General features: G+C 45.9%; 18 protein-coding genes and 1 other annotated feature. Of the genes, 17 read left to right on the forward strand and 1 reads right to left on the reverse strand.

What is annotated here, in order from left to right:
- Window positions 1-7 precede the first annotated feature (7 nt).
- From LIR34_RS02265 to pgeF, 14 genes are all read left to right on the forward strand, one after another.
- Complete coding sequence (locus LIR34_RS02265; protein ID WP_173902001.1) at window positions 8-1060, forward strand: aldose epimerase family protein; 1053 nt, start codon at window positions 8-10, stop codon at window positions 1058-1060.
- A 344-nt stretch (window positions 1061-1404) separates the two neighbouring features.
- Window positions 1405-2499, forward strand: coding sequence for a SpoIID/LytB domain-containing protein (locus tag LIR34_RS02270; protein WP_243149126.1), 1095 nt, complete (start codon window positions 1405-1407; stop codon window positions 2497-2499).
- A 300-nt stretch (window positions 2500-2799) separates the two neighbouring features.
- Complete coding sequence (locus LIR34_RS02275) at window positions 2800-3705, forward strand: YihY/virulence factor BrkB family protein (protein ID WP_173902000.1); 906 nt, start codon at window positions 2800-2802, stop codon at window positions 3703-3705.
- 1 nt (window position 3706) lies between these two features.
- Window positions 3707-3929 (forward strand) — a binding site (T-box leader).
- 163 nt (window positions 3930-4092) lie between these two features.
- A complete protein-coding gene (pheS, locus tag LIR34_RS02280) occupies window positions 4093-5112 on the forward strand; it encodes a phenylalanine--tRNA ligase subunit alpha (protein WP_173902017.1) in 1020 nt (339 codons plus the stop codon).
- A gap of 226 nt (window positions 5113-5338) precedes the next feature.
- A complete protein-coding gene (pheT, locus tag LIR34_RS02285) occupies window positions 5339-7756 on the forward strand; it encodes a phenylalanine--tRNA ligase subunit beta (RefSeq protein WP_173901999.1) in 2418 nt (805 codons plus the stop codon).
- On the forward strand, window positions 7756-8370 hold the full coding sequence (locus LIR34_RS02290; protein ID WP_173901998.1) for a histidine phosphatase family protein: 615 nt from the start codon (window positions 7756-7758) through the stop codon (window positions 8368-8370). The genes pheT and LIR34_RS02290 overlap by 1 nt, the downstream gene beginning before the upstream one ends.
- A gap of 189 nt (window positions 8371-8559) precedes the next feature.
- Entirely contained in the window at window positions 8560-10191 is a 1632-nt protein-coding gene (locus LIR34_RS02295) for a MotA/TolQ/ExbB proton channel family protein (protein ID WP_161285937.1), read from the forward strand.
- A gap of 8 nt (window positions 10192-10199) precedes the next feature.
- Window positions 10200-11177 (forward strand): OmpA family protein, encoded by a 978-nt coding sequence (locus LIR34_RS02300; RefSeq protein WP_173901997.1) that lies wholly within the window; start codon window positions 10200-10202, stop codon window positions 11175-11177.
- A 128-nt stretch (window positions 11178-11305) separates the two neighbouring features.
- Window positions 11306-11653: a 50S ribosomal protein L19 gene (gene rplS, locus LIR34_RS02305; protein ID WP_161285935.1), complete on the forward strand. Its 348-nt coding sequence runs from the start codon at window positions 11306-11308 to the stop codon at window positions 11651-11653.
- A 90-nt stretch (window positions 11654-11743) separates the two neighbouring features.
- Complete coding sequence (gene lepB, locus LIR34_RS02310) at window positions 11744-12331, forward strand: signal peptidase I (RefSeq protein WP_173901996.1); 588 nt, start codon at window positions 11744-11746, stop codon at window positions 12329-12331.
- A gap of 32 nt (window positions 12332-12363) precedes the next feature.
- Window positions 12364-13233, forward strand: coding sequence for a ribosome biogenesis GTPase YlqF (ylqF, locus tag LIR34_RS02315; protein WP_161285933.1), 870 nt, complete (start codon window positions 12364-12366; stop codon window positions 13231-13233).
- The gene (locus LIR34_RS02320) at window positions 13217-13972 is read left to right on the forward strand and encodes a ribonuclease HII (protein ID WP_173901995.1); all 756 of its coding nucleotides are present in this window, start codon (window positions 13217-13219) and stop codon (window positions 13970-13972) included. Before ylqF ends, LIR34_RS02320 begins: the two co-directional genes overlap by 17 nt.
- Before the next feature lie 78 nt (window positions 13973-14050).
- Window positions 14051-14401 carry a YraN family protein gene (locus tag LIR34_RS02325; RefSeq protein WP_173902016.1) on the forward strand — a complete coding sequence of 117 codons (351 nt, stop codon included), beginning with the start codon at window positions 14051-14053 and terminating at the stop codon, window positions 14399-14401.
- A 20-nt stretch (window positions 14402-14421) separates the two neighbouring features.
- The gene (gene pgeF / locus LIR34_RS02330; protein WP_244092178.1) at window positions 14422-15282 is read left to right on the forward strand and encodes a peptidoglycan editing factor PgeF; all 861 of its coding nucleotides are present in this window, start codon (window positions 14422-14424) and stop codon (window positions 15280-15282) included.
- Window positions 15283-15363: 81 nt separating this feature from the next.
- Here pgeF and LIR34_RS02335 read toward each other — a convergent pair whose 3' ends face one another.
- On the reverse strand, window positions 15364-16536 hold the full coding sequence (locus LIR34_RS02335; RefSeq protein ID WP_161285931.1) for a ribose-phosphate pyrophosphokinase: 1173 nt from the start codon (window positions 16534-16536) through the stop codon (window positions 15364-15366).
- A 165-nt stretch (window positions 16537-16701) separates the two neighbouring features.
- Here LIR34_RS02335 and LIR34_RS02340 point away from each other — a divergent pair, with 165 nt between their 5' ends.
- Genes LIR34_RS02340 through plsY form a run of 3 tightly spaced genes read left to right on the forward strand, consistent with a single transcriptional unit; the run spans window position 16702 to window position 20027 of the window.
- Window positions 16702-18084 (forward strand): DUF512 domain-containing protein, encoded by a 1383-nt coding sequence (locus tag LIR34_RS02340; protein WP_173901994.1) that lies wholly within the window; start codon window positions 16702-16704, stop codon window positions 18082-18084.
- Window positions 18047-19372 (forward strand): ribosome biogenesis GTPase Der, encoded by a 1326-nt coding sequence (gene der, locus LIR34_RS02345; protein WP_173901993.1) that lies wholly within the window; start codon window positions 18047-18049, stop codon window positions 19370-19372. The genes LIR34_RS02340 and der overlap by 38 nt, the downstream gene beginning before the upstream one ends.
- 4 nt (window positions 19373-19376) lie before the next feature.
- On the forward strand, window positions 19377-20027 hold the full coding sequence (gene plsY / locus LIR34_RS02350) for a glycerol-3-phosphate 1-O-acyltransferase PlsY (protein WP_173901992.1): 651 nt from the start codon (window positions 19377-19379) through the stop codon (window positions 20025-20027).
- The last annotated feature ends 11 nt before the right edge of the window (window positions 20028-20038 follow it).

The following is a 20038-nucleotide window of genomic DNA, read 5'->3' on the forward strand; positions in this document are numbered from 1 at the left end:
AACCGACATGGTAACAGAGAAAGTTTTTGGAAATCTGCCTTCAGGTGAGGAGGCACATCTTTATCACATTGAGAACAAGTCAGGGGCTTACATAGAAGTTTCACAGTATGGTGCGATCCTGGTGAAGATCTGTGTACCGGACAAGGAAGGCAGACTAACAGATGTTGTCCTTGGTTATGATAATCTTGAGAGTTATTTCGTAAACGGCTGCTTTTTTGGAGCGTGCATCGGCAGAAGCGGAAACCGTATTGCAGACTCCAGATTTATGATCGATGGTCAGGAAGTGAAACTGACACCGAATGAAGGCAAGAATAACCTTCACAGTGGTCCGGATGGATTTGAGAAGAAATTGTGGAAGGCCTCTGTTGAGGAGAAGCAGAATGCCGTTACTCTTTCCAGAATCAGTCCGGATGGTGAGAATGGATTTCCGGGAGAATTTGAGGTATCTGTTACCTATGAACTGACGGAGGAGAACGCAGTTCGAATTGTTTATTTCGGCGTAAGTGATAAGGCGACCGTTGCCAATATGACAAATCATTCCTACTTCAACTTAAGTGGAGAGGGAAGTGGAACTGCGATGGATCAGTATCTTACCATCCATGCACAGGAATACACCCCTGTCCGCGAGGATTCAATCCCGGTTGGCGAGAATGCGCCTGTGGAGGGAACTCCGATGGATTTCCGAACCGCTAAGCAGATCGGCAGAGATATCGGGGCTGACTTTGAACAGCTTAGATTTACCGGTGGTTTTGACCACAATTATGTAACAGACGGCTATAACAAGGCAAGTATCCGTGAAATCGCATCTGCATGGTCAGAAGAATCTGGAATCCAGATGGATGTCCTTTCAGATTGTCCATGCGTACAGTTCTATGCGGCAAACTTTGTGGAGGATGAACATGGTAAGAACGGACATGTTTACAATAAACGCGAGGCCTTCTGCCTGGAGACTCAGGTTGAGCCGAACGCTGTCAATGTAGAGAACTTCCATTCTCCGATTCTGGAAGCAGGGGAGAGGTATTATTCTGAAACAGTCTACAGATTCTCTGTAAGGAAATAATCATAATTGTTCACAGCTGACAGATAATTTAACAAGATATAACAAGGATTCTCCCACCTCTATAGGCGGTGAGATGAATTGCAAACAAGAAAATGAACGGCAGTGGCGGGCGGAGAGAAATCGGTATCCCCCACTGACATGAGGCAAATCACAGTCAGCATGTTGCTGATATGTCAGACTCTGTGAAATTACCGACTGTGAGTTGAAATAAATAACAGCTATGATTTCTGGTTTTCTTCATATAATGGATTATGAGGAAAACCAGATTTTTTTATGTGAATGTAATTTTACTTGTGGTGCTGTTGAATAAAATGTGTGTGTATGGCAGCACAGCAGCTGGAGAGATGAAAGAACACAGGTCAGAACCTGAGATTAGGGTAGTACTTACGGATTCAGATTTTCAGTCGGTATACCATGATTCAGTGACAATTTCCCTGGATGAAGAAGAGACGGTATATGAGGCAAAAATTCTGCATGGCAGAAGAGAAATTATTTCAATCCCGGAGCAGGAAAACGGCATTGGCATTCCATCGATCAACAGACAGTACGGTATGCCTGTATACAGTGGGAGAATGGAGATCCGACCGTGTGAAGAGGGACTTTTGCTGATCAATATCCTTTCTCTGGAGGAATATCTCAAAGCTGTTGTTCCAAGCGAAATGCCTTCTGCCTATGAGATGGAAGCTCTCAAAGCACAGGCGGTCTGTGCGAGGACCTATGCATGGAAACAGATGCAGGAGGGAAGGTTTTCTGAGTATGGTGCGGATGTTGATGACAGTGTGAGCTGCCAGGTTTATCAGAACATAGCGCCGCAGGAGGCTTCTTCCAGAGCCGTGGAAGAAACAAAAGGGAAGATCATCTGCCAGGATGGACAGCCGGTGGAGGCATATTATTTTTCGACCTCTGCCGGAGTGACCAGTACGGATGAAATCTGGGGAGCTCATAAAGCCGCGTCCTGGCTGCAGAGTGTCCCCTGTAAATTTGACGAAAAGGAACCCTGGAGTGCATGGGAGGTCAGAATCCCCTGGTCAAATCTGGAAGAAAAAGCCGCCTCACTTCTGAAATTGACAGGAAGGCTGAAATCTGTTTCTGTCCAGAAAAAAAGCCAGAGCGGTGCGGTGACAGAGCTTGCAGTCGCGACAGAGAGCGGAAGCCAGAACCTGAATGGGGAATACGCTATAAGAGAATTCCTTTCGCCCGGGGGATGCCGGATCACAGAAAGAAACGGCAGTACAGTGGACGGGGGCCAGCTGCTTCCCAGTGCCTATTTTGAAATTCTGAAGCAGGATGAGGAAGGGGTCACGCTGAAGGGCGGAGGCTACGGTCATGGCGTGGGAATGAGCCAGACTGCCGCAAATGAGATGGCAAAAGAAGGCTATACCTATGAGGAAATCCTGAATTATTTTTTCAGGGATATAGAACTTGAGGAGATGTTCTGATACCTGCAAAAGGAGCGGGATGTAAGATGCCGTGAACGGAGTGGAAATAAGTTGCTGTTCACTCCGTTCACAGTAACTTGGTCAAAATGCATTTCAAATCACCTTCGGTGATGGCATTTTGCCCCGTATGTCTCGGGATTTTGCCATATCCATGGCAAAACACCTCGCGGGATATTACCTGTGAACAGTTACGAAAGTAATAAAGTTGATGGAAATAATGACGAAAAACGAACCAAAACTTGTCACATTGTACAAACTATGTTAAAATAAAAGATAAACTTGTGGATTAGGAGAGAAAGAATGGAAAATAAGAAAGTCCAAGGCACGGTGCAGCTGATCCTGGGATTCATGGACAGAATCAAAACCGACCATATCGGTGCCTACGCTGCACAGGCGGCATACTTTCTGATCATGTCGTTTATCCCTTTTGTGCTGGTCCTCACCGCACTGGTTCAATATACCCCGCTGACCTACAGAATGCTCAGGCAGGCGGTCATAGGGTTTGTTCCGACAAACCTTCAGGATTTTGTCCTCAGCATCATCGCAGAGGTATTCACAAGGAGTGCGGCGGTCGTACCAATCTCAGCAATTTTTGCACTGTGGTCCTCAGGTAAGGGTATGCAGTCTCTGATCGCGGGTCTGAATGTTATTTACCATGTAAAGGAAACCCGAAACTGGCTGACGAACAGATTATACTCCATGCTGTATATGTTTCTGTTTGTAATTGCGATCATCATAAGTCTTTTGCTGCTGGTCATGGGAAACCGTATACACTCAGCTCTTGTGATCTATGCACCATTTCTGGCTAGAATACTGGGACGGTTTCTGAGTGCCAAGACCTTCCTGGTGTTTGTAGTACTGTTTCTTGTTTTTCTGGTATTGTATCGGTATCTGCCAAACAGGAAGGCTTCTCTTAAGAGTCAGGTTCCGGGAGCGTTTATCATAGCAGTCGCGTGGTCTTTGTTCTCCTACTTTTTTTCTCTGTACTTTACATTCTTCCCGAACTTCAGCAATATGTACGGAAGTCTGTCGGCGCTTATCATGGTCATGCTGTGGCTGTACTGCTGCATGAATCTTTTGCTTTATGGTGCGGAGATCAATGCCTATTTTGAGAATCAGTTCCGCCAGGCACAGCTTACGGTATGGCAGCTGACCAAAAAAAATCTTGACAGATTTTTTTCTATGTGGCATAGTAAGGAAAGATAAGCCAAAAGCTTTGAAGGCGTTTCAAGGAAATTGTTTTCTTTCAGAGAGAGGGAGTCAGCGGCTGTAAGCTCCCTTAAGTTCAGACAGTTTCTCATTTTCCCGCCGGAGCTTCATCTCTGAACTTTTTTCAGTAGGAGATGACGTTGATGCGCGTTAAGCATGACTCAAGTGCCTGCATATGCAGGAAACAGGGTGGTACCGCGGATTATGACTCCGTCCCTTTCCAGGGATGGGGTCTTTTTTTACTTTATAGGAAATTACTCCGTAATGTTCCTGTTACACAAAAGATTTTTACGAGTCAAAATATATGCCAAAATACCTCGCGGGATACTGCCATTTGAACAGTTATCAATAATACACAAAAAGGAGATAGCGAATACCATGGATATGAAGGAAAAACTTCAGGAACTGGCAGAAGCAGCCAGAAAACGGATCGAGGAATCAGATGGTCCGGAGAAACTGAATGAAGTAAAAGTTGCCTACCTTGGCAAAAAAGGTGAACTGACAGCAATTTTAAAGAGCATGAAGGATGTTGCACCGGAAGACCGTCCGAAAGTCGGACAGATGGTAAACGAGACAAGAACTAAGATCGAAGAGCATCTGGAGGCAACCAGAAAGAAATTAGAGGAAGCACTTCGCGAAGAAAAAATGAAAGCGGAAGTGATCGATGTCACACTGCCGGCAAAGAAAGCAAAGATCGGACATCGCCACCCGAACAGCATCGCGCTGGAAGAAGTAGAGCGTATTTTTATCGGAATGGGCTACGAGGTAGTAGAAGGTCCGGAAGTGGAATATGCAGACTACAACTTTACCAAACTGAATATTCCAAAGGATCATCCGGCAAGAGATGAGCAGGATACATTCTTTATCAATGATTCCATTCTTCTCCGTTCTCAGACCTCTCCGGTACAGGCACGTACTATGGAGGAGGGCAAGCTGCCGATCCGTATGATCGCACCGGGACGAGTATTCCGTTCTGACGAAGTAGATGCAACACATTCTCCGTCCTTCCATCAGATTGAAGGTCTGGTTATTGATAAGAACATCACATTTGCAGATCTTAAGGGAACTCTTCAGGAGTTTGCGCAGGAACTGTTCGGACCGGAGACAAAAACAAAATTCAGACCGCATCATTTCCCGTTTACAGAGCCGAGTGCAGAGGTGGATGTTTCCTGCTTTAAATGCGGTGGCAAGGGATGCCGTTTCTGTAAGGGATCCGGATGGATTGAAATCCTCGGATGTGGAACCGTTCATCCAAACGTATTGAGAATGTGCGGAATCGACCCGGATGAATATACAGGATTTGCGTTTGGTGTAGGTCTTGAGCGTATCGCGCTTCTTAAATATGAGATCGACGACATGCGTCTTCTCTACGAAAATGATGTAAGATTCTTGAAACAGTTCTGATCTGTACAGCAGAAAGGAAACATGAGTAATAATCTAAACGAACTTTATACGTAACTATTCAGAAGGTAGTATCCCGCGAGGCGTTTTGGCATGCTTTTGCCAAAATCCCGAGACATACAAGGCAAAATGCCATCACCGAAGGTGATTTGGAATGCATTTTGACTCGTAACTGTGAGGGTACTGAACAGTTACCTTTATACAAAAAATCGAAAGGTGGATATAAAACATGAATACATCAATGTCCTGGATTAAAATGTATGTGCCGGATCTGGATGTAACAGCCCAGGAATACACAGATGCCATGACACTGTCAGGAACAAAGGTAGAAGGCTTCGAGAAACTGGATGCTGACCTTGAAAAGATTGTGATCGGACAGATTGAAAAAATAGAAAAACACCCTGATGCAGATAAGCTTATCATCTGTCAGGTCAATGTCGGAACAGAAACCATTCAGATCGTAACAGGTGCTCCGAATGTCAAAGAAGGAGACAAGGTACCGGTTGTCTTAGACGGCGGACGTGTTGCAGGCGGCCATGACGGCAAAGCAGCTCCTGGCGGGATTAAGATCAAAAAAGGAAAGCTCAGAGGAATCGAATCCTATGGAATGATGTGCTCCATCGAAGAACTGGGAAGCACAAGAGAAATGTATCCGGAAGCACCGGAATACGGCATCTATATCTTCCCGGAGGATGCAGTTGTCGGCGAAAGTGCGATCAAAGCACTTGGCCTTGATGATGTTGTATTTGAATATGAGATCACATCCAACCGTGTAGACTGCTATGGAGTACTTGGAATTGCAAGAGAGGCAGCAGCTACTTTTGATAAGAAATTCATCCCTCCGGCAGTAAAAGAAACCGGAAACAATGAGAATGCATCTGATTATATTAAGGTTACGGTAGAGGATCCGGAGCTTTGCCCGAGATATACAGCACGAGTTGTCAAAAACATCAAGATCGGACCGTCTCCGAAATGGATGCAGAGATGTCTGGCTTCCAACGGAATCCGCCCGATCAACAACCTTGTGGATATCACAAACTATGTAATGGAAGAGTTTGGACAGCCGATGCATGCGTATGATCTGGACAGAATTGAAGGTAAGGAGATCGTGGTCCGCCGTGCAGAAGCAGGAGAAAAATTTGTGACTCTGGATGGTCAGGAACGAGAGATGGACGATCAGGTTCTTATGATCTGTGATGGAAAGAAAGCAGTCGGTATCGCCGGAATCATGGGCGGTGAGAACTCCATGATCACAGATGATGTACACACAGTTCTGTTTGAAGCTGCCTGCTTTAACGGCACAAACATTCGTCTTTCTTCCAAGAGAATCGGTCTTCGTACCGATGCCTCCGGTAAATTCGAAAAGGGTCTTGATCCGAACAATGCAAAAGCAGCGATCGACCGTGCCTGCCAGCTGATGGAAGAACTGGGAGCCGGCGAGGTTGTTGGCGGCTGTGTAGATGTATGCAATGAGACCAGAGAGCCTTCCAGAGTACCGTTTGAGCCGGAAAGAATCAATGCACTTCTTGGAACAGACCTTACAAAAGAGGAGATGCTTGCATACCTTGCAAAGGTGGAACTGACACTGGATCCTCAGACAAACGAGATCGTGGCACCTACCTTCCGCCAGGATATCCACTGCATGGCAGATGTTGCAGAGGAAGTTGCAAGATTCTTCGGATATGACAAAATCCCGACAACACTTCCGACCGGAGAAGCTACAACAGGAAAACTTCCGTTTAAACTTCGCATTGAAAATGTGGCAAGAGATATCGCAGAATATTGCGGCTTCTCAGAGGGAATGACCTATTCTTTCGAAAGCCCGAAGGTATTCGATAAGCTTCGTATCCCGGAGGACAGTGAACTTCGCAAAGTGATCACAATCAATAATCCGCTCGGAGAAGATTACAGTATCATGCGTACTACAACTCTGCATGGAATGCTTTCTTCCCTGGCGACAAACTATAACAGAAGAAACAAGGCTGTCCGTCTCTATGAGATCGGAAAGGTTTATCTGCCAAAGGCACTTCCACTGACAGAACTTCCGGATGAAAGAGTACACTTCACTCTTGGTATGTACGGAGCCGGAGATTTCTTTGACATGAAGGGTGTGATCGAAGAATTCTTCGAGAAATCCGGAATGAAGAAAAAGGTTCATTATACACCGGACAGCAACAAGACCTACCTGCATCCGGGCAGACAGGCAAACATCAGCTATGAAGGCAAGGTGGTCGGATATCTTGGAGAAGTACATCCGCTCGTTGCTGATAATTATGGAATTGGGGACAGAACTTATGTTGCGGTGATCGACATTCTGGATATCCTTGAATTCTGCGGATTTAACCATAAATTTACCGGAATCGCCAAATATCCGGCAGTTACCCGTGACTTAAGTATGGTTGTTCCAAAGCACGTTCTCGCAGGTCAGATCGAGGACGTTCTGGAGCAGAGGGGCGGAAAAATCCTCGAATCCTATCAGCTGTTTGATATTTACGAGGGAGCACAGATCAAGGCAGGATACAAATCCATGGCATACTCTGTTGTATTCCGCGATCACGAAAAAACTCTGGAAGAGGCTGAGATCACAGCAGCAATGAAGAAGATCCTGAATGGTCTTACTGCTCTTGGAATCGAGTTGAGAAGCTGATGAAACTTTATGTGGTACGACATGGGGAGACTGTGTGGAACAAGCTTCACAAGGTGCAGGGGGCGGCAGATATCCCGCTCGCTCCAAATGGTATCCTGCTTGCAGAGAAAACAGGAGAAGCATTGAAAGATGTCCGGTTTGATCTCTGCTTCAGCAGTCCCCTTGCGAGAGCCAGAAAGACGGCAGAACTGATCCTTGACAGTCAGGCTGGAGAAGTACCCGTTATTGAGGACAAAAGGATCCAGGAAATCAATTTCGGTGAACTGGAGGGCGTGATCTGCTTTAATGATGCACATGAGTATCTGAATCCGGAGATGGAGAAGTTTTTTACGGATCCATGGAGATTCAAACGCCCAAAGCACGGAGAAAACATTGCAGATATTCTTGCAAGGACGAAGGACTTCTGGGACGAAAAGATTCATGATCCTTCCCTCCTGGACAAAACAATTCTGATCGCCTCCCACGGATGTGCGGTAAGAGCACTTTTGCAGAACGTGTATCAGGATCCTGAGAATTTCTGGCATGGATGCGTGCCTCCGAACTGCAGCGTGAATGTCGTTGAGGTTAAGGACGGACAGGCAGTCCTTCTGGAAGAAGATAAAGTATATGCGTAAATAAAACAGATAAGACAGGCTGGAGATCTTTTATGACAAGGTTTCCGGGCTGTCTTTTTTGCAGATCAGAGTACGGTCTGTGAGCTGCCTGAAATGTGTTCAAATTGTGAGGCTTTTGGTAAAGTAGAGAAAACAGCTTGTTCGTCAAAAAATGGTATGATATGATAATAGACAATAAGGAGGTTGCTTATGAGAAAAAAGGTGTTAAACGTAATGCTTTTTCTGGCAGTTGTAGCAGCGGCTGTCGGAATGACCCTTTATGTTGGCCGCGGAGCTGCCAGTATACTGATTTATAACTTCTGCTTTCTGGGGATCATGGCAGTTACCTATATTGCCGGGATGTTTGGCGGAATGTTTCGTATGAATGATCTTTCCAGGGCACTGAGCGATGCGGCAGATGAGATCAGAAATGTATTTCAGTCTCCGGGAAAGGTTGATGCAGATAAGGTTTCTGCACTGAATGGTATCTTTCATCAGCGATATCTTGATGAGAAGATGCAGGCCTTTACGGATGCGATCTCACAGAGTCATGAGGGAATCGGTGATATCGAGGAGTATCTGAATGGAGATGATATGGATGAACATGTCCACAAGCGTCTTCTGGAAATGGCTCCGGATATTTTTACAAGTCTCGGTATCCTTGGTACCTTCGTAGGACTTGTGTGGGGACTTAAGAACTTTGAACCTACCAACTATGAGGCAATGACAACATCGGTTGCATCTCTGGTAGACGGTATCAAGGTAGCGTTTCTGACTTCTATTTATGGTATTGCGATGTCGATCGTCTATACCTGCGGCATGAAGTCAGAGTATTCTTCAATGACAGCGAGTCTTCAGAAATTCCTGGATCGATTCCATACATATGTCATGCCGACAGCAGAGAGTGAATCTATGAATATCCTGGTTTCCAGCCAGAAGAATCAGACCGCAGCCATGGAGCAGATGGCAGAGAAATTCTCTGTACAGATGGCGGGCAGCTTTGAAAAGGTTATCACGCCGACCTTCCAGAAGATGAACGATTCTCTGGATGTGCTGGTATCTTCTGTGACGAAATGCCAGGAGGATGCGATCAGGGAGATATTGGATACTTTCCTGAAGGAAATGAATCTTTCTTTCAAAGCACAGTTTGAGGATTTTGGCAGGGCACTTACCCAGCTTAAAGACGCTCAGACAGACAATGCCAACTACACGACAAATCTCTATCAGTCTATGAGCAGACAGCTCAGTGAGGCATATACGGAGCATGAGCGCAACATGCGTACCATGCTGGAGGACACCAGTATGGCACAGAAGGAATATCTCGACAGGGCAGACCGCATTCTTAAGGATAATCAGACGATCCAGAAGGAACAGCAGGCAGATTACCAGCATCTTGCAGATTATCTCAAGGAAGCGGAAGCTTCTTCTGCGAAATTCTGGGTTGCGTGCAACCAGACCATGCAGAAATATGTCGAGGCTGCTGCACAGGGAATGGATCGCATTTCCGCAGCGGGCAGGCGTAATGTAGAGCTTGCACAGGCAAACCGTCAGGTGGTTGCGGAATTTGATGCAAGACTTCAGGAGTTTATGAATTATCAGAAGCTGTCTTACAAGACGATGGATCAGGTCCGCCGTCTTCTTGCAGATATTTCGGCAGCAGGAAGTGATAAGACTGTGACCCTTTCTTCCGGTCAGCTGACACAGAAACAGTCTTTCGATAAACTGGAAGAACTTCTGGAACAGCAGGGAGAACAGCAGCAGTTACTGCTTGAAGAACTCAACAGAAATTTACGTGAACTGACCAAAGGGACACAGAAAGGCAAGCTTGGTATATTCAGATAGGAGGACAAATGCGCAGAAAGAAAAAATCAGAAAACAACGGATTTAATGTCTGGCGTTCCTATTCTGATATGATGGCAGGAGTTCTTCTTCTCTTTGTACTGCTGATGTGTGTGACTCTTTTTCAGGCTCAGAAAAGCTACAACGAGAGCATTAAGGAGAGAGACGACAAGATCGCACTTCAGGAGGAATACACACAGCAGCTTCTTGACAAGCAGAATGCCCTGAATGAGAAGGAAGGAACGATCCAGAATCAGGACGAGCAGCTCAAGACCCAGCAGGAGAAGCTTGAGGAACAGGAACAGCAGCTGAACGCACTGGCTGCCAAGCTTAAGGAACAGGAAGCCACACTCAAAAGCCAGCAGTCTGCACTGGATACCAAGACTCAGCAGCTTAAGAACCAGCAGGCACAGATCGATCAGATCATTGGTGTCAAGGCAGATGTTATAGAGGCTCTGAAGAATGAGTTTTCCAGGAACAATATCAGTGTGGATATTGATGCACAGACAGGTGCACTGACACTGGAGGCCAGCGTTATGTTTGATTATGATCAGGCGGAGCTGACCGATGCCGGTAAACAGGCACTGGAACAGATCCTTCCGATCTACTGTAAGGTGCTTTTGCAGGATGATTATATGAAGTATCTTGCAGAGATCATCATTGACGGTTATACCGATACGGACGGAGACTACAGCTACAACCTGCAGCTGTCCCAGCAGAGATCCCTGGCTGTGGCGCAGTATCTTCTGGATATTCAGGGGAACTTCCTGGATTCCACCCAATCGGCAAATCTTCAGAATTATCTGACGGTAAACGGACATTCCATGGCAAATCCGGTTCTGGATGCAGATGGAAATGTAGATAAGGATGCTTCCAGACGTGTTGAAATCAAGTTCCGTCTGAAGGACGAAGAGATGATCGATGAGCTGAATCAGATTTTGAGCAGTTCCGATGCGACCACTGCTTCCGATACTGCATCCGGTAATTAAACATAAAATAAAAAACTGCTTGCAATCGGAATATTTTTATAGTATACTTATTTTCGTTGTAAAAAAGATGGTCCTCTGTTACAGAGTCATGTATTAAGAACATCCAGATAAGAATAGGAGAGAATAAAATGAACGACATTATCAAAAACATTGAGTCTGCTCAGTTAAAAGCAGAAGTACCGCAGTTCCGCGTTGGTGACACAGTAAGAGTACACGCTCTGATCAAAGAGGGAAACCGTGAGCGAGTTCAGGTTTTCGAGGGAACTGTTCTTAAGAAACAGGGTGGAAGCACAAGAGAAACTTTCACAGTAAGAAAGAGCTCCAACGGTGTTGGTGTTGAGAAGACATGGCCGCTTCATTCCCCACACGTTGTTAAGGTAGAAGTTATCCGTCAGGGTAAAGTTCGCCGTGCTAAGCTGAACTACCTGAGAGACCGCGTAGGTAAAGCTGCAAAGGTTAAAGAACGCGTTAGATAATGTGTTTTATCTGAAAATTTCAAATGTTTTAAAAGCAGGGACAATAACGACAGCTATTGTCCCTCTTTTCCATTATGGGAGAGAGCAGATATGAATATACAGAACTGGAAAGAACACTCAAAGGTTCTTGAATTAAAGGCAAAACTGGAAGACAGAAAGATTCGCGGAATTCTGAAGTGGATCTTTCAGATTGTGGTAACACTGGTGTTTGCAGCAGTGGTGGCACTCATGTTGTTCCAGACTGTGACCATGCAGGAAAATTCAATGGAACCGACAATTTCTGTCGGTGATCGTTTCTTTATCAATAAAGCAGTATATAAATTTTCATCACCGGAAAGAGGAGATCTGATCGTTTTCAGAACAAATGCCAGTGATGATGCGGCACTTCATATCCGGCGTGTGATCGGACTTCCGGGAGAGACGGTACAGATTTCTGACGGAAAGATCCTGATTGACGGCAAAGAGTATCAGGAGGCCGGACAGTTTCCGGAGATCACGAATCCGGGACTTGCTTCCACTACAGTTACACTGGAATCGGGGCAGTATTTTGTTCTGGGCGATAATCGCAACAACAGTGAAGACAGCCGTTATTCTGATATCGGAAATGTAAATAAGCGTTATATTGTCGGAAAGCTGTGGTTCACCTGCTCTCCGTTTGAGAAATTTGGTTTTTTGTGAAAGACGAATAAATACGAAAGGTCAGGACAGATATGAATATACAATGGTACCCTGGTCATATGACCAAGGCAAAACGACAGATGCAGGAAGACTTAAAGCTGATCGATCTGATCATAGAACTGGTGGATGCTAGAGTGCCGCTCTCCAGTAGAAATCCGGACATAGATCAGCTTGGACAGAATAAATCCCGTCTGATACTTCTGAACAAGGCAGATCTTGCAGATGAGAGACAGAATGAGGCCTGGAAAGAATATTTTCAGAGCAAGGGATTTTATGTGGTGAAGGTGGATTCGCGTAATGGGGCAGGAATGAAGACAATCCAGAATGTGATCCAGGAAGCATGCAAAGAAAAGATTGAGCGTGACAGGAGAAGAGGAATCAAAAACCGTCCGATCCGTGCCATGGTGGCAGGTATCCCAAATGTAGGGAAGTCTACGTTTATCAATACCTTTGCAGGGAAGGCCTGCGCCAAAACCGGAAACAAGCCTGGCGTGACAAAGGGAAAACAGTGGATCCGCCTGAATAAGAATGTAGAGCTTCTGGATACACCGGGAATTCTCTGGCCGAAATTTGAGGATCAGCTGGTCGGCATCCGTCTGGCCTGCGTCGGCTCTATCAAGGATGATATCCTGAATATCGAAGAACTTGCCCTCTGGCTTCTGGAGAAGCTTAAGAAGGATTATCCGGGCTTTCTTGAGAAACGCTATGGCATTTCTGAGGAAGGTACGCCGCTTGAAACTCTGGAAGCAATTGCAAAGGCAAGAGGCTGTCTGAAACGGGGAGAAGAACTGGATTATGTCAAAGCCTCCGGACTGATTTTTGACGATTTCCGTGGCGGCAAGATCGGACGAATTACTCTTGAATGGGCAGAGCAGGTAAAAGCAGATGAAAAAGATCGGTGAAATCAAGGCAGAATTTGCCGCGGCAGCTGAAGAGCAGTGGAACGGACTCTGTCAGAAATATGCGGATGATGAACGAAGCGGGGTGCAGAAGATTATTCAGCAGTATCAGAAGAAGCTTGCGAACATCCAGAAGGAAAAGCTCCGCATGGAAGAAATGATGCACTACGAACATGAATATGAACATCTGGGATATCTCTGCGGGATTGATGAGGTGGGAAGAGGCCCGCTGGCAGGTCCTGTAGTAGCCTGTGCAGTGATCCTTCCGAAAGATCACGATATCCTCTATCTGAATGATTCAAAGAAACTTACTGCGAACAAAAGAGAAGAGCTTTATGATGTTATCATGGAGAAAGCAATAGCGGTAGGTATTGGTATGGCAAGTCCGCAGAGGATTGACGAGATCAATATTCTGCAGGCGACCTATGAGGCAATGCGGGAAGCTATTAGTAAACTGAAGGTCACTCCGCAGCTTCTTCTCAATGACGCGGTAACGATCCCGGGAGTAACGATCCCGCAGGTTCCAATCATCAAGGGAGATGCCAAAAGCGCGTCCATTGCAGCGGCCAGCATCGTTGCAAAGGTAACAAGGGACAGGATGATGGTCGAATATGACAGTGCGCTTCCCGGATATGGATTTGCATCCAATAAGGGATACGGTTCCGCTGAGCATATTGAGGCACTCAAAAAATATGGACCAACCCCGATCCACAGAGCAAGTTTTATTACGCATTTTGTATAATCGGCGTGTGGTTTAAGACCATATGCCAGACTTTCTTACAAAAGATACCGACACACAAAAAGAAAAGAGAGACAGCGTATTAACAAACGTAAAACAGGCAGTCGTCATGAAGAGCAGGCGGCTGCCTTTCTGGAAAAACAGGGAGTAAGGATTCTTGAGAGGAATTTTTTCTGCCGGAGCGGAGAAATCGATCTGGTAGCCAGGGATGGAAACTATCTTGTATTCGTGGAGGTGAAATACCGGGCCACGGCGATCTCGGGAGAGGCGGCAGCAGCAGTTGATATCAGGAAGCAGCGCCGGATCAGCCGGGCGGCACAGTTTTATCTTCTGCGTTATGGATATGGAGAACCTCCCTGCAGATTTGATGTGGTGGCGATCGACGGAGAAGAGATCCACTGGATCAGGAATGCCTTTGATTACTGTGGATAAAACACAGAAGGAGGATATTGATGACAGATATAAAATGGCATCAGGAAGAGAAACCCAAAATGCGGGTAAATACAAGAGAGGGCGTGACTTATCTTACTTATCCGGAATTTGATAAACTGCCCGGATTTGTGCATGCCTTCAGCACCAGGCTTGGAGGTGTCAGTGAGGGAATTTATTCCTCTATGAATCTGAGTTTTACCAGAGGGGACAAAGAGGAAGCGGTAAAAGAAAATTATAAGAGAATGGCCGATGCCGCAGGCTTCGATATGAACGATATTGTAACCTCTGATCAGACACATACGGCGAATGTCCGCCTTGTCACAGAAAAAGACCGTGGAAACGGCATCACAAGGCCAAGACCGTACACAGATGTGGATGGAATGATCACCAATGTTCCGGGACTGGTACTTGCAACGTTTTATGCGGATTGTGTGCCGTTGTACTTCATTGATCCGGTACATCGTGCGATCGGACTTTCTCATTCCGGCTGGAGAGGAACAGTGGCAAAAATCGGTGCGGTTACTGTTCGGAGAATGCAGGAAGAGTTCGGCTCTGAGCCGTCAGAAATCTATGCTGCAGTAGGACCTTCTATCTGCCAGGACTGCTATGAGGTTAGTGAGGATGTGATTGAACAGTTTAAGGAGAATTTTGCAGAAGAACAGTGGGATTCTCTGTTTTATGGAAAACCGGACGGAAAATATCAGCTGGATCTCTGGGAGGCGAACCATCAGATCATGCTGGAAGCGGGAATCAGAGAGGAACATATCTCCCTTCCGAACCTGTGCACCTGCTGCAATCCGGAGTTCCTTTTTTCTCACAGGGCATCACATGGCAAAAGGGGAAATCTTGGAGCGTTTCTGGGAATAAAGAAAACGAAATAAAAGATATCGACAAAGAAAATGGGCTGCATACCGTACGGATAAAAACGGTATACAGCCCATAAATGTTATTTGGCAGATAAATCAGCACTTATTGACTTTCTCCATAAGCTCCATGATCTTATCGTTGCTGGAACGTACCTTCTCTACAGACAGGTCGTGGTTGATGATATCCATAATACTTGCGAGATATTTGCTCATATTTGCTTCAATGTAATATGGTTTCTCGAGGAGTTCCGGATCGCGGTAGTTTAAGTTGGTGGTGATCACCTTATCGATCCAGCCCTTTTCGTAGTATTCATCAAATTTCTTAAGACCATCTGTGAACAGACCGTAAGTAGTGCAGATGAAGACACGTTTTGCGTGACGCTCTTTGATCTGCTTTGCAACATCGAGCATACTCTCTCCGGAAGAGATCATATCATCGATGATAACAACATCCTTGCCCTCAACGGAATCGCCAAGGAACTCATGAGCAACGATAGGGTTCTTGCCGTTTACAATAGTGGAGTAATCGCGGCGTTTGTAGAACATACCCATATCGACGCCGAGGATGTTTGAGAAATATACTGCTCGTGACATAGCTCCCTCATCCGGGCTGATGATCATCAGGTGATCGTTGTCGAGCTTGAAGTCCTTAACATCCTTGACCAGTGCCTTAAGGAACTGATAGGTCGGGAAGAAGTTGTCGAAACCGTTCAGCGGGATAGAGTTCTGTACACGCGGATCATGTGCGTCGAAAGTGATGAAGTTGGAAACACCCATATCACTCAGTTCCTTGAGCATCAGTGCACAGTCAAGAGATTCTCTCTTGGTACGGCGGTGCTGACGTCCTTCATAAAGGAATGGCATGATCACGTTGATACGATGAGCCTTACCGGTAGCTGCGGAGATGATTCGTTTGAGATCCTGATAGTGGTTGTCCGGGGACATGTGGTTCTCATGACCACAGACAGTATAAGTTTCTGTGTAGTTTGTGATATCCACCATGATAAAAAGGTCGGCACCACGTACAGACTCTTTGATATAACCCTTGCCCTCGCCGGTACCGAAGCGTACACATTCACATTCTACAAGGAAAGAAGGAAGGCTGTATCCCTGTGGTACAGTGCTGGGTTTCTTCTTGGCTATAAGTTCTTTACGGAATTTTACAAGCTTCTTGTCAACCTCTTTTGCAAGGTCCTGACATCCGGCAAGTGCTGCGATGCGGATCGGAGCAACTGGGGTTGCTTTTTCAAGTAACTCTATATTTGGCATAATATTCCTCCTAGGTATAGTTTTTCAAACTGAGTCCTATTATATTTATAACATTTGCCCTAAATCCCGTCAAGGAATTTATTGATTTTTACTCCCGAAATTGTTATGATAATAATAATCGGGCATGAACGAAGGCGTGTCCGAATGTACAAAGAAAGGAAAATCATGAAAAAAAAGAAACACATAATTTCCAGAGTTCTTCCTGGAAGCATTGGCGAAGAACTGGAGCTGGAACCGGGAGATGTGCTGGCAGAGATTAATCATCAGCCGGTGGAGGATGTTTTTGACTACCGTTATCTGATGAATGATGAATATATAGAACTTCTTATAGAGAAGGCGGACGGAGAAATCTGGGAGCTGGAAGTAGAGAAGGATTATGATGAGGATCTGGGGATAGAATTTGAGAACGGACTGATGGATGAGTATCGTTCCTGCAGTAATCACTGTATGTTCTGTTTTATCGACCAGATGCCGCCGGGAATGCGAGAAACCCTTTATTTTAAGGATGATGACTCCAGACTTTCATTTCTTCAGGGAAACTATGTGACACTGACAAATATGAGTCAGGATGATATTCAAAGGGTGATCAAATATCATCTGTCACCGATCAATGTTTCCTTTCAGGCAATGAATCCGGAACTGCGCTGTAAAATGCTGCACAACCGTTTTGCGGGAGATGCCCTCAAGAAAGTAGACCAGCTTTATGAAGCGGGGATCATCATGAACGGGCAGATCGTTCTGTGTAAAGGAGTCAACGACGGAGAAGAACTGGAATACAGCCTGGAGAAGCTTTCGGAATATGCACCGGTCCTTCAGAGCGTGTCCGTGGTTCCGGTCGGTCTGACAAAATTCCGTGACGGGCTTTATCCGCTGGAGAGCTTCGAGCGTGAGGATGCAATCCGGGTTCTGGAGCAGATCCATCGCTGGCAGGACAAAATGTATCAGAAACATGGAATCCATTTCATTCATGCTTCGGATGAGTGGTATATCCTTGCAGGACAGACACTTCCTGAGGAAGAACGCTATGATGGCTATCTTCAGCTTGAGAACGGAGTGGGGATGCTGAGACTTCTTGACACCGAGGTGCAGGAAGCAATAGAGAAGCGTGTGGGCGATGAGAAACCGAGATCCGTTACCGTTGCGACCGGTAAGCTCGCAGCACCTTATATAGAGGAATGCCTGAGAAAAATCTCGACGAAATATCCGAAACTGGAATATGAGGTGATCACGATCAGAAATAATTTCTTCGGTGAGAAGATCACGGTTTCCGGACTGATCACAGGCACTGATCTGAAAGAACAGCTTCTTAAGCGTAAGTTGGGAGAGAGGCTTCTGATCCCATGTAACATGCTGCGGAGCGGAGAGAATGTCTTTCTGGATGACCTGACGGTTGAGGAGATCTCAGAAGCTCTGGGAAGAGAGATCATAATTGTAGATGAAGGCGGAGAAGATCTGGTATCTTCGGTACTGGATCCCGTTCAGAATAAAAAACAGATAAGGAGACAAATGTATGAGCAAACCAGTAGTGGCAATTGTGGGGAGGCCTAATGTCGGTAAATCCACATTGTTTAATGCCCTGGCAGGCGAGATGATATCAATTGTAAAAGATACACCGGGAGTTACCCGTGACAGAATCTATGCAGATGTAACCTGGCTGGATAAATCCTTTACCATGATTGATACCGGTGGAATTGAGCCGGACAGCGGAGACATCATTCTCTCTCAGATGAGAGAGCAGGCACAGATCGCCATTGATACCGCGGATGTGATCGTGTTTATTACCGATGTGCAGCAGGGACTTGTAGATTCTGATGCAAAGGTGGCAGATATGCTGCGCCGCAGCCAGAAACCAGTGGTTCTTGTTGTAAACAAAGTGGACAGCGTTCAGAAATATATGATGGACGTTTATGAGTTCTATAATCTTGGCATTGGAGAACCGATTCCGATTTCAGCAGCAAACCGCACCGGACTTGGTGATATGCTGGATGAAATTGTCAAGGAATTTCCGGAAGGACTTGATACAGAAGAAGACGACGATATTCCGAAGATCGCCGTTGTAGGTAAGCCTAACGTAGGTAAGTCTTCCCTCATCAATCGCCTTCTCGGTGAGGATCGTGTGATTGTATCTGATATTGCCGGAACCACTCGTGATGCTGTCGATGCGAAAGTGAAATGGCAGGGCAAGGAATATATTTTTATTGATACTGCAGGTCTTCGTCGTAAGGGCAAGATCAAGGAAGAGATTGAACGTTACAGCGTAATTCGTACGGTTACGGCTGTAGAGCGTGCACATGTTGTCGTGATTGTGATCGATGCGACCGAGGGAGTTACCGAGCAGGATGCCAAGATCGCCGGAATCGCACATGAGCGTGGTAAGGGTGTCATTATCGCAGTCAATAAATGGGATGCAGTTGAGAAGGATGACAAGACTATTTACAAGCACACAAACCGTATCAGGGAAGTGCTGGCGTACATGCCGTATGCAGAACTTGTATTCATTTCCGCCAAAACAGGTCAGCGTCTGCCGAAGCTGTTTGAGACAATCGATGCGGTCATTGAGAACCAGACACTTCGTATTCAGACAGGTGTCCTGAATGAGATTCTTTCCGAAGTCGTTGCCATGCAGCAGCCGCCGTCTGACAGAGGAAAACGTCTCAAGATCTTTTACATGACACAGGTTGGCGTACGCCCGCCGACATTTGTTATCTTTGTAAATGACAAAGAACTGATGCACTTCTCTTATACACGTTATATTGAGAATAAAGTCAGAGATGCATTTGGTTTCCGTGGCACACCACTGAAGTTTATTATCCGTGAACGCGGGGAAAAGAGCTGATAAAATGACAGAACGTTTGGTATCTCTTCTGATTGGTTATATTTTTGGGCTGTTTCAGACATCCTATATTATTGGAAAAATGCATAAGACAGACATCCGCGAGCATGGAAGCGGCAATGCGGGAACCACCAATGCCCTCCGTACCTTTGGCAAGAAGGCCGGTGCCATGACACTTCTTGGCGACTGCCTGAAATGTGTACTGGCGATCGTGGCTGTACGTCTCATTTTTCGAAATTCTGCGTCAGACATTCTGCCGCTGCTTGCAATCTATGCGGCAGCAGGATGTGTCCTCGGACACAATTTCCCGATAAATCTGGGATTCCGCGGCGGCAAGGGAATTGCTGCCTCCGTGGGATTTCTGCTTGCTTTTGACTGGAGATTGTTTGTTCTGTGTGCGGTTGTATTCTTTGTGATCTTTGCCCTGACACATTATGTTTCTCTGTGTTCGCTGACTGCTTATCTGGTTGCACTGATCGCACTGATCGTGCGTGGCGAACATGGCGGATATGGAATGGACCCTTCACATACGCTGGAAATGTATGTGGTGATGGCTTTTCTGACTTGTCTTGCGTTCTGGAGACACAGGGCTAATATTGTGAGGCTGGCACACGGAAAAGAAAATAAAGTATTTCTTGGAAAATCAAAGAAAGGTTAAATGGTAGGTAG

Source organism: Blautia sp. MSK17_66, from assembly GCF_020538025.1.
Classification (GTDB): domain Bacteria; phylum Bacillota; class Clostridia; order Lachnospirales; family Lachnospiraceae; genus Blautia_A.